Annotated in this window: 7 protein-coding genes; all 7 read right to left on the minus strand. The window is 62.9% G+C overall.

The features are described 5' to 3' along the window. Positions 1-94 precede the first annotated feature (94 nt). A complete protein-coding gene (locus UF78_RS18500; protein ID WP_155397671.1) occupies positions 95-1,081 on the minus strand; it encodes a lipid A deacylase LpxR family protein in 987 nt (328 codons plus the stop codon). Between the two features lie 148 nt (positions 1,082-1,229). Next, positions 1,230-3,191, minus strand: coding sequence for a PhoX family protein (locus UF78_RS18505; RefSeq protein WP_045163694.1), 1,962 nt, complete (start codon positions 3,189-3,191; stop codon positions 1,230-1,232). A 34-nt stretch (positions 3,192-3,225) separates the two neighbouring features. Beyond that, positions 3,226-4,059 carry a TonB family protein gene (locus UF78_RS18510; RefSeq protein ID WP_230623692.1) on the minus strand — a complete coding sequence of 278 codons (834 nt, stop codon included), beginning with the start codon at positions 4,057-4,059 and terminating at the stop codon, positions 3,226-3,228. Between the two features lie 11 nt (positions 4,060-4,070). Then, a complete protein-coding gene (gene tolR / locus UF78_RS18515) occupies positions 4,071-4,532 on the minus strand; it encodes a protein TolR (protein WP_045163696.1) in 462 nt (153 codons plus the stop codon). A gap of 12 nt (positions 4,533-4,544) precedes the next feature. Then, positions 4,545-5,258: a protein TolQ gene (gene tolQ / locus UF78_RS18520; RefSeq protein ID WP_045163697.1), complete on the minus strand. Its 714-nt coding sequence runs from the start codon at positions 5,256-5,258 to the stop codon at positions 4,545-4,547. Between the two features lie 87 nt (positions 5,259-5,345). Further along, the gene (locus tag UF78_RS18525; RefSeq protein WP_045163698.1) at positions 5,346-7,277 is read right to left on the minus strand and encodes a phytase; all 1,932 of its coding nucleotides are present in this window, start codon (positions 7,275-7,277) and stop codon (positions 5,346-5,348) included. Between the two features lie 84 nt (positions 7,278-7,361). After that, positions 7,362-9,842: a TonB-dependent receptor gene (locus UF78_RS18530; protein ID WP_045163699.1), complete on the minus strand. Its 2,481-nt coding sequence runs from the start codon at positions 9,840-9,842 to the stop codon at positions 7,362-7,364. Positions 9,843-9,922: the final 80 nt, after the last annotated feature.

The following is a 9,922-nucleotide window of genomic DNA, read 5'->3' on the forward strand; positions in this document are numbered from 1 at the left end:
ACGCAGATATCAGCCGAAGGGTGGATGTCGCTTCTTGCATCATCCGCCCTTAGCTCGGTGGACCGCCGAAGCGTGATCCACCTCTGAACGACAGTCAGAACCAGGTCGAAACCGTCAGCGAACCGAACTGATCGTGTTCGTCTTGGCCATGGAATTCACGGGTGCGCCAGACGCTGGCAAACGCCAACTGCCAAGTGTTCCAGGTCAGCGCGATGCCGGCCTTGGCATCGCCCACCCATTCGTTCGGGTCCACCGAATGGCTGCTCTTGAAGGTGTTGCCTTCGAGCAACATGTTCTGCGCCATGTATCGACCTTCGACGTTAGCGAAGATGTTCCAGGCGAACCCGCCACCGCGCGTGAAGAACATGCTGCCGCTCTGCGCTGGCGCCACTGCCGGGATGCTGAAACTACGCGCCAATCCCTGGCCGATGCGCAGCCCCAGCCCGGCAGAGCCGTAGGTATACAAATTGCCCAACGAGAAGCCCGCGCTCGGCCCGTATTCGAATTCCAGTCCGGCAAAGCGTTGCTGCAACCACCAACGGTGCTGGTAGGCTAGATTGACGAAGGGCTCGTTACGCAGCTGGTTGTCCCAGCCCTTGGGCTCGTCGCTGTCGGTGACTTCATGGACCCGGCGCTGGATCTTCTTGCCGCCGGCGGCAGGCCCGACGATTCCCACGTCCAGATGCAAACCGCTGGCACTGCGCCAGCCTTCATACTGATGACCAGAAAAGATCGACATCCCGGCGAACAGCAGCCCGGCATAGGGACGGTCGTCCTCGATCAGTTCAGTCCGCTCGATATCGTTCGGTGTGTAGATCTGATGCCCCAGCCGGTAAGCGACGCTGTCCACCTCGGCGGCACGCCAGCCCGGCAGCACATCGGCAAACTGGCGCGACCAGTGATCGGCATCGGGTTCGAACGAGCGCATCAGTTCGAAGCCGTTGGTGTAGTGCCCATCACTGCCGGTAGCAATCACATCGTTTTCGATTTTCAGGGAATACAGGTCAGCCTGACTGACTACCGGAACACAAGCGACGAGTACGGCGAGGGAAACGCGAGCGTGCAAGCGCGGGATTGCCATGGCCCAGCTCCTTGGTTACATGCAATAGGGAATGTATGCATGTTTTAGAGCACAGCGTGCCGCCAAACGTTCACAGATGCGCCATAGACCAAGTATCAGTAGGCTGGCCCTTGCACAGAGCCTAGCCCACCGAATCGAACGCTGCCGGTCAACTGCCTATCACACCACCATCGTCCTTGGTGATCAGGATCGTGGAAGCGCGCGGGCGCGTCTTGCCGTCACTGGCCGGGAAACTCAGCTCGGGGTGCTGCACGTTGATCCACATGGCGCGGTAGTCCGGGCTCCAGGTGATGCCGGTGATCTCGCACCCGCGCGGGCCAACGAGAAACCGCCGCACCTCGCGCGTCCTCGGGTCGGCGCAGAGCAACTGGTTGGTACCCATGGCCTGCATCGCGGCTTCTTCATCACCGTAGTCGGTTTCGATCCACAACCGGCCGGCATCGTCGAACGCCAGCCCATCCGGCGAGGAAAAGATATCCCCATTTATGGTCCCTGTGAGGTTGGCCGGCACTGGCTGGCCATCTGAGCTCTTGGCTCCAGGCTGTTCGCCGGCCAGCAGAAAGACTTCCCAGGTGAACGTGGTCGCGGTGGGGTTGGCGCCCTCCTCGCTCCAGCGCAGAATCTGACCATGCAGATTGTGCGGTCGTGGATTGGCCCTGTCGGTGGGCTGCTTCACGCCGCGCCCGTCATTGTTGGTGAGAGTTACATAGACCTCACGACTGCGAGGATGCACCGCCACCCATTCGGGCCGGTCCATGGGCGTCGCCCCCGCCTGGTCGCCAGCGGCGCGCGCGTTGAGCAGCACCTCGGCCTGATCGGCGAAGCCATTCTCCGCCGTGAGCCCGTTCTGACCGTGAACCAGCGCCAGCCAGTCACCGCTGCCGTCAGCATTGAACCGCGCCACGTAAAGCGTGCCGCTGTCGAGCAGCCTGCGGTTGGCCTGATCGGCGCCGGGTACGTAACGCCCGGCGGGGACGAATTTGTAGACGTACTCGCCCTTGGTGTCGTCGCCTGAATAGAAGGCCATGCGCCCGTCCTCGCCCAGCGAAAGCACCGAGCACTCGCGGCAATAACGGCCGAACGCGGTGCGCTTGACCGGCTTGCTTTGCGGATCGAACGGATCGACCTCGACCACCCAACCAAAGCGGTTCGGCTCATTCACATGGCCACCGTGGGGTTGCGACGGGTCCGGTGTGGCATTGAAACGCAGGTCGGCGGTTTCCCAGCCGTAGAGTTTGCTCAGGCCCTTGCCCTCGATGCCATAGCGCTTGTGTGATACGCGCCTGGCCATGTCCTCGGCGTCATGGTTGACGAAGTAGTTGTGCCAGTTCTCCTCGCACACCAGATAGGTGCCCCAAGGCGTGAAGCCGCTGGAACAGTTATTCAGTGTGCCGATGATTTCGCGCCCGCTGGGGTCGGAAGCGGTTTTCAGCGCGTCGTTGCCGGCCAGGGGGCCGCTTACGGCCATGGGCGTCATTGCCGAGATGCGGCGGTTGTAGCGCGATGGCATGACCCGCTGCCATTGACCCTGCGTGTCTTTTTTCACTTCGATAACGCTGACGCCGTGGGCCGCCTGCTCCTTGCGCACCTCATCCAGCGGGCGCTTGCCGTCGACGAAGGTCATGCCGTTGGGGTGCAGCGGCGGGTTGACGTATTCGTGGTTCATCACCAACAGGCCGTGGCTGTCGGGGTTCTCCGGGAACGGAAAGAAATGCATGCCGTCATGGTTGTCGCCGGCCTGCTTGAGCTGAGCCTGCCAATCGTCGCTGGCGTCCGGGTTCCACTCCGGGGCGTCGGCCATGACGGCATCACCCCAGGAAAAGAACGTCCGAGCACTGTAGCCCGGCGCTACCTGCACGCTGTCGAAGGCCGGGTCGAGCTGCGTCGGGATGCCCTTGAAACCGATCAGCGACTCAGATTGCACGGCGCTGCGACAGGCGCCCAGGCTGCCGCCGAGAAAGCCCAACGCGGCAAGGCCCATCCCGCCCTTGAGCAGGTTACGCCGGCTACGATCGACAAGCTGATCCAACGAGACGTTGGCGCTCGGGTTGATCGTCTGGTCGTCCAGGGCAGAAAGATTGGCGTGGAAACTCTGGAAATCCTGGTTCATTGATGGCTCATTCTGCAAAGTGGGTCCAGCCACATCACTGGATGCGGTAGTGAAAGGTGTTCTTGACCTCGGGAACGGTCACGGCGCGACCGTCGACGATCCGAGGTTGGTAGCGAAAGCTTTTGGCAGCCGTAATCGACGCCCGGATAAACAGTGGGTGACAGTCGTCCAGCGCTTTTGGGTTCTCGATCCGTCCCTGCGGGTTGACCGAGTAACTGACGGTGCAGGTGCCTTCGATGCCTTTGTCCAACGCTCGCGATGGGTAGTCAGGTGCGTCTTTGGCAATGGGCAAATACTGGCGGCTCGCCGCTGCAGCGGCCTCCTGTCGCGCCCGCTCGGCTGCGGCCGACGCTTCGGCACGTGCCGCCTGTTGGCGCTGTTGTTCCTCTCGGGCCAGTTGCTCGCGACGCTCGGCTTCGCGCTGCTGCCGCTCGACCTCGATCCGTTCCTGCCGTTCGCGCGCCAGCTGCTCTTTGCGCTGCTGCTCTTTAACGCGTTGCTGCTCTCTGATGCGCGCCTCTTCCGCCAGCCGTTCCCGTTCGGCGCGCTTGTACGCCAGCTCGGCCTGTTCCAGGCGCTGCTGTTCGATCTGCGGGTCGACCTGCGGTTCTTCGATGGATTTTTCCACCAGCGGTTCCGGGGCTGGTGTCGGTTCGGGCTCGACCACGGTTTCAGTAACCGGCGTGGGGGTTGGCAAGCTGATCAGCTGGGTCTTGAGCACCTGCGTCTGACTCGGCGCGTTCAGCTCCGGCGTCCAGCCGTGCAGCAACAGACCGAACACCGCTGCGTGTAGCGCGACGGTCGCCACGGCGGCGCCGACATGGCTGCGCCATTGCGGCCGGGCTAGCGGAAAGCTGGGCAGGGGCATGCTCAAACTGCTCATGGCGCCAGCTGCCCGGACGGCGCCTCGGTAATCAGACCGAGATTCATCACCCCGCCGCGCTGCAGCTCGGCGATTCCGGCCACTACGCGGCCATAGTCAGCAGCATCATCGGCACGCACGTAGACCTGGGTGTCGCCGCGCTCGGCGATGATTGCTGCGACTTTCTCGCGCATATCCTCAAGGTCGATAGCGCTGTCGGTCTGATCTTCAGCATTCAGTTCGGTGCCAAGGTGCCAGTAGAAGCCTCCGTCGGCCTTAACCGAGAGGGTCAGGATCTGCCGCTCGTTCTCGGTGGGCATCGCCTCGGCCGCCACCTTGGGCAGCTCGATCTTCACGCCCTGCACCAACATCGGCGCGGTCACCATGAAGATCACCAGCAGCACCAGCATCACGTCGATGTAAGGCACTACATTCATTTCGGCTTTGGGGCCGTGTTTACGCTGCGGTTTGACCAGCATGGCGAAGCTCCTTCAGGCGGCAGCGGCGACGCTGGGCGAACCGGCATGCAAGCGACGATGCAGGCGTGCCTGTAGCTCATTGGCAAAGCTGTAATAGCGGGCGCTCAAGGTCTGGCCGCGGGCAGAGAAACGGTTGTAGGCCATCACCGCCGGAATTGCCGCGAACAGGCCGATGGCCGTGGCGATCAGCGCTTCGGCAATGCCCGGAGCAACCGTGGAGAGCGTCGCCTGCTGCACCATGGACAGGCCCAGGAAGGAGTTCATGATCCCCCACACAGTGCCGAACAGGCCGATATAAGGGCTGACCGAGCCGACCGTGGCGAGGAACTGCAAGCCACCTTCCAAACGCTCTTCTTGCTCGGAAATCGCGACATACAGGCTGCGCTCGACCCCCTCGATCACCGCATCCGGCGCAATGCCCGGCTGGCGTTGCAGCTGGCTGAATTCCTGATAGCCAGCGAGAAAGATGTGCTGCAATGCCGCCTCGCGGGGCGGCGCCTGATCGCTGCCTTCGCGAAACAACTGCGTCAGTTCTGCATCGCTGCGAAAACGCTGCAGAAACGTTTTCAACAGGCGTTCGTTACGGCGTAAGGAGGCGCCACGCTGAATGATGAAGTACCAGCTCGTGATTGAGGCCAGCACCAGAATCACCATCACCAGTTGCACCACCAGGCTGGCCTCGCTGACCAGTCCCCAGACCGACATGTGTTCACTTTGCATCTGTATTTCCTCCGGCCGTCCCGCGGAACGGCACTCGTCGTTTACTTTCGGGCAACGCTGCGAGCGTCGCCTGCTGCGCCCATGCGGCCGAAGTCAGTCCAGCCCCAGCGCGTCGGCAACCGCTGCCCATGGCAGGTATTTGTAGTTCTGTGCACCTTCGGGCATGCGCTTGCGACCGTCCTGCACCACCAGCATGCCGCGGCTCCAGATACCGCCAAGGTTGGCGGAGGTGACTTCCAGCCCATCGGTTTCCGACGCGCCATCGATACCGCGCTCGGCATTCAAACCGACGCGGAACGCGCCACGAACGGCGTAAGGCGCGGCGGCATCCAGTACCAGATAGCTGTCGTTACCCTGGCTCGAGATCACCAGGTAATCGGCCTTCGCACCCTGGTAGAGCGCCAGCCCCTCTACGTCGTCATGCAGCGGGCCGCCGACACCGATGACCTTTTCCAGCTTCGCCGGGGCATCGCCACGGGCATCCAGTGTCCAGACTGCCTCGTCCTCCTCACCGACGAAGAGCCGCTGGGTGCGGTCATCGGCCACGCATCCCTCGGGTTGGCTGGCGACCTTGAACTCCCGCATCAGCTCCCCGCGCGGCGCGCCGCTGGAACCATCCAGGCGGTACTGCAGAAAGGTGCCGTCCTTGTCGTTGGCGATCGCGTGGATCGCGCCCTCGCGGTCCTTGTACATGCACAGGCCATAGATATCGGTGATCGGCGTGGCGATCTGGCCGATGTCGCTAAGCTGGCCGCTCGCTGGATCGATGGCGAACAGGTGCAGGCTGTTGTGATCGCGATTGCTGGCTACTGCGAGGTCGATCTGCTTGCCGCCAAGGACAAAGCCAGTGCGCACGTCCACGTTGTTCAACCGCCCGACGGGCAGGTACTGGAGCTGCTTGCCGGTCAGGTCGTACACGCCGAGCCCGCCCTTCTTGTCGGTGCCCAGCACACGGCTTCTGGCACGGTCGCTTGCGTTGATCCAGATCGCAGGGTCGTCGGCAGCATCGCCGAGGTGCGGCACCGGATCGGTCTGAGCCTGAGCCGGCAGCATCGGAATGACAGGCGTCGCGGTGGGCGTTTGAGGCAGCCAATCCAGACGAGACGCGTGGGCGCCACGCTCATCGGTCAGCAGCAGGTCGATGCCACCCTCGGTCAATCGGGCGCTGATTTGCTCAGGCTCGTCGAAGCCTTCGAGCGGCAGTACCGAATGGCTACGCCAGCTGTCGGCGTCTCGCCCATAGAGGTGCAGCGCGCTGGCTTCGGGATCCAGCGCAAGCAATCCGCCCGGCACCAGTGCCATGCCGGCAGCGGCCTCAGCGATCCCACCGAACGGCTGAATCATATCCACGGGTTGGCGTACGAGCGGTGCTTCAGCATCCGCCGCGTAACGCCAGAGTCCCACGCCTTCTTCGTTGACGATCAGCTCGCCGGTTTGATCATCCACCTGGCAGTAACCGCTTTCCGGCGGCAGGCTCAGGCCGCGCACGCGCTGCGGCGTCGCAACTGGGCGCATGTCGGCGGCGACCAGCCATTGCTCGCCGATGCCTTCTTCACCGACCAGAAAAAGGAAGCTGTTGCGCGCCGCGTCGCGGAACAGGCACAGCCCCTCGATGGCGAAATCCGTCCGCGGGATATACAACGGCTGGCTCCAGCGATGCAGCCGGTCGAGCCCCAGCAGCACGGCCTGTTGCTGCTTGCGGTCGAGGGTTGCGATCAACATGCCCTGCGCACCGACACGATGATCCAGGCCTTCGAAGCGGCCTTTGAAATCGCTGATTACCGCGCCCTTGGCGTCGAGTATCTGCAGGCCGCGCGAGTCCGGCCGAACCACCAGTCGAGAAGCGTCCTGCCAGAAGCCTGTTTCTGAAATCAGCTGCGCGCTCTGCGCTTCCAGCGGAGTTGAAGCCGCGATGCTCAGGCTCGGCGCCGTCTGCTTGCCAGACTCGACGCCCGCTCCGGACTGACAGGCCGCGAGCGCAATGCAGAGGCTCAGCAACATGGGTTTATGCAAAGTCATGTACATGGTTTTCCAATCAGCAGCCGCTGGCCGCCACCGCTCTGAAAGGGGAACAGAGCGGAGACGGGGCGGCGAATAAGTCGAAAAGGGTCAGAAGTGCGTCAGGGTCAGGCCGAGCTTGTAGGTCGGACCGTATTCCTCGTACTGGGCGTTGAAGTTGCTGCGCCCGGTGTAGACGAAGTAGGACTCGTCCGTGAGGTTCAACGCCTCGAGCGTCACCTGCAGGTTCGGCGTGATGAAATAGCCGGCCTTGAAGTCCAGGAACAGCTGATCGTCGGCGTAGAGGTCGTGGGCTTCATCGTCGATGCCGGCCACTTCGGCCAGGTACTCGGATTTGTAGTTGGCGGCCAGACGCATGTTGAACACGTCGTTTTCCCAGCCGACCATCAAATTGCCGACGGTATCGGAGTGGTTCGGCAGGTCGATGCTGCGACGACTGCCCTGCCCTTCGATGTCCGCGTCGGACTTGCTGAAGGTGGCGTTGGCGCCCAGCAGCACGCCATTCCAGGGTGCCGGTAGCCAATCGAGCTTCTGCGAGTAAGCCAACTCGACACCGTAGAGCTTGGCGCTGCTGCCGTTCTCGAAGCTCAGCGCTTCGTCGAATCCGGTCCATTGGCCCGTGCCGGCCAGATCGGTGTTGTAGATGAAGTTGTCGATGTCCTTGTAGAAGAGGTAAGCCGACACGGCGCCCGCGCGGCCCATGTAGTGCTCGATGCCCAGGTCGTAGTTCATCGATTCCAGCGGCTTGAGGTCCGGGTTGCCGAACTCCGCATCTTCGCCATCGATGACGAAGCCAGGCGCCAGCTGCTCGAACGTCGGACGCACCACGGTATTGGTCCAGGCCGCCCGGACAAAGGTATCGGGCGCAAGCTCATAGCGCGCATGCAAACCCGGCAGCCAGTGGTCGTAACGGTTGTCGCTGGATACGGCTTCGAACTCACCGTCGCGCAGGCCGGTGCCCTTGGCGCTGAACTCGGTGCCCTCATAGCGCAGCCCGGCGATGATGCGCCACTTGTCCAGGTCCACGGTGTTCATGAAATACGCAGCGTTGATGTCTTCGCTCATGTCGAAGTCGCCGATGCGCGACTCCTCGTCATCGTAGAACTCGCTCGCGTCCAGCCCGCCGATCAAGCCTTCCAGCCCGCCGGCACTGATTCCCGAGCCGAAGCGGCCTAGGGCATAGTCGACCTTACCGCTCTGAAAGTCGGCCAGGGTCAGGTCGTCGAAATCGTCGTAGGCCCAGATCTCGGCGTCATTGGTCTTGTCGCGTCGGCTGAGCTTGCCACCGAACTTGAGCTGGGAGGCGTAGCCCTGGATGTCGTAATCGCGGGCCAGATCCAGGCGGACGTTCTTCTCTTTGTCGCGGGCGTCGGTCTTCTCCCACTCCACTTCGTCGAGTTCGAAGCTGGCCGGATCATAGAAGGACGGATCGACGGTCAGCCGTGGCTTGCCCGTGCTCGAGAAACCGACGTCGGTGAAGTCACCTTCGAAGGTCGCGCTGGAGATGCCGCCCGGGTTGCGCTCGCGGGCCTCGCTGTAGCCGACCTGACCGCTGAGGGTCCAGAGGCCCATCATGCGTTCGCCTCCGAATACGTAGGACTGAATGGTCTGGGTTTCCTCGCGTGACTTCAGCTCACGCCAACCCTCGGCATCGCCCAGTTCACCGGCCAGTTGCGCATCTTCGAATTCGACGCCGGCTGCGTTGCGAGTCTCGGTGTCCTTGAAGCGGCTGTACAACGTGCGCAGGTAGTAGCTGCTGAGGTCGTCCGGCTGGTAATCGAAGTTCAGGCCAAATCCGGTGCGCTCGCGGGTAATCTCGTAGTCACGCTGCTCGAATTCTTCCAGCCGGGCGCCGTCTTCGAAATCCCAGGCGCCACCGGTTTCCACGTTGTCCGAACCGAAGTCGCGGTCCTGCCAGCTCAGTGCCGCGGCCACGCCGAAGTTATCTACGCCATCGCCCAGGCTGAAGCGGTTGCTGATGGCACCGGAGAATTTCGGGCTGGTCTTGCCGACGTTCTCGTCGTAGCTGGCTTCGGTGCTGAGGCTGTAAAACAGGCCGTCGTGGTCGAAGGCGGACAGGCTCTCCACCTCGATGGTGCCGCCCAGGGAGTTGGCGTCCATGTCTGGTGTGAGGGTCTTGACCACCGAAAGCGACTGCACCAGTTCGGACGGCAGCACATCCAGCGCCACCGCGCGCCGGCCACTTTCCGGTGAGGGCACCAGGGTGCCGTTGATGGTGACGCTGTTGAGGTCCGGCGCGATGCCGCGCACGCTGACGAAGCGGCCTTCACCCTGATCGCGCTCCACAGACAGGCCAGGGATGCGCTGCAAGGCTTCAGCGGCGTTGTCGTCCGGCAGCTGGCCGATGCCATCGGCATGGACCACGCTTTTCACGCTGTCGGAGCTGCGCTGTTCCCTCAATGCCTCGTCGATGCTGACGGCCTGGCCGATCACCTCGACGTGCTCCATGACAAGCGGCTCCTCGGCCCAGGCCGAACCGGCACTCACGGCCAGGGCCAGCAGGCTGATGCGGAATCCTGCATGGCGGATGCCGCTGCGGTATGTGCTCATGAATAATCCCCCGAACGCTGATTACCGGGTCCATCCCGGAACTGCAGCGGACGGTAGGGTCGGGATATGGCGGTTCTGTG

Origin of the sequence: Stutzerimonas stutzeri, from assembly GCF_000952685.1 — a bacterium.
Lineage (GTDB): Bacteria > Pseudomonadota > Gammaproteobacteria > Pseudomonadales > Pseudomonadaceae > Stutzerimonas > Stutzerimonas stutzeri_E.

Bases quoted from the DNA above. Each gene is read 5' to 3' on its own strand.
- UF78_RS18510 (WP_230623692.1), bottom strand. From the start codon at position 4,059: ATGCCCCTGCCCAGCTTTCCGCTAGCCCGGCCGCAATGGCGCAGCCAT.
- UF78_RS18525 (WP_045163698.1), bottom strand. From the start codon at position 7,277: ATGTACATGACTTTGCATAAACCCATGTTGCTGAGCCTCTGCATTGCG.
- UF78_RS18530 (WP_045163699.1), bottom strand. From the start codon at position 9,842: ATGAGCACATACCGCAGCGGCATCCGCCATGCAGGATTCCGCATCAGC.
- UF78_RS18500 (WP_155397671.1), bottom strand. From the start codon at position 1,081: ATGGCAATCCCGCGCTTGCACGCTCGCGTTTCCCTCGCCGTACTCGTC.
- UF78_RS18505 (WP_045163694.1), bottom strand. From the start codon at position 3,191: ATGAACCAGGATTTCCAGAGTTTCCACGCCAATCTTTCTGCCCTGGAC.
- tolR (WP_045163696.1), bottom strand. From the start codon at position 4,532: ATGCTGGTCAAACCGCAGCGTAAACACGGCCCCAAAGCCGAAATGAAT.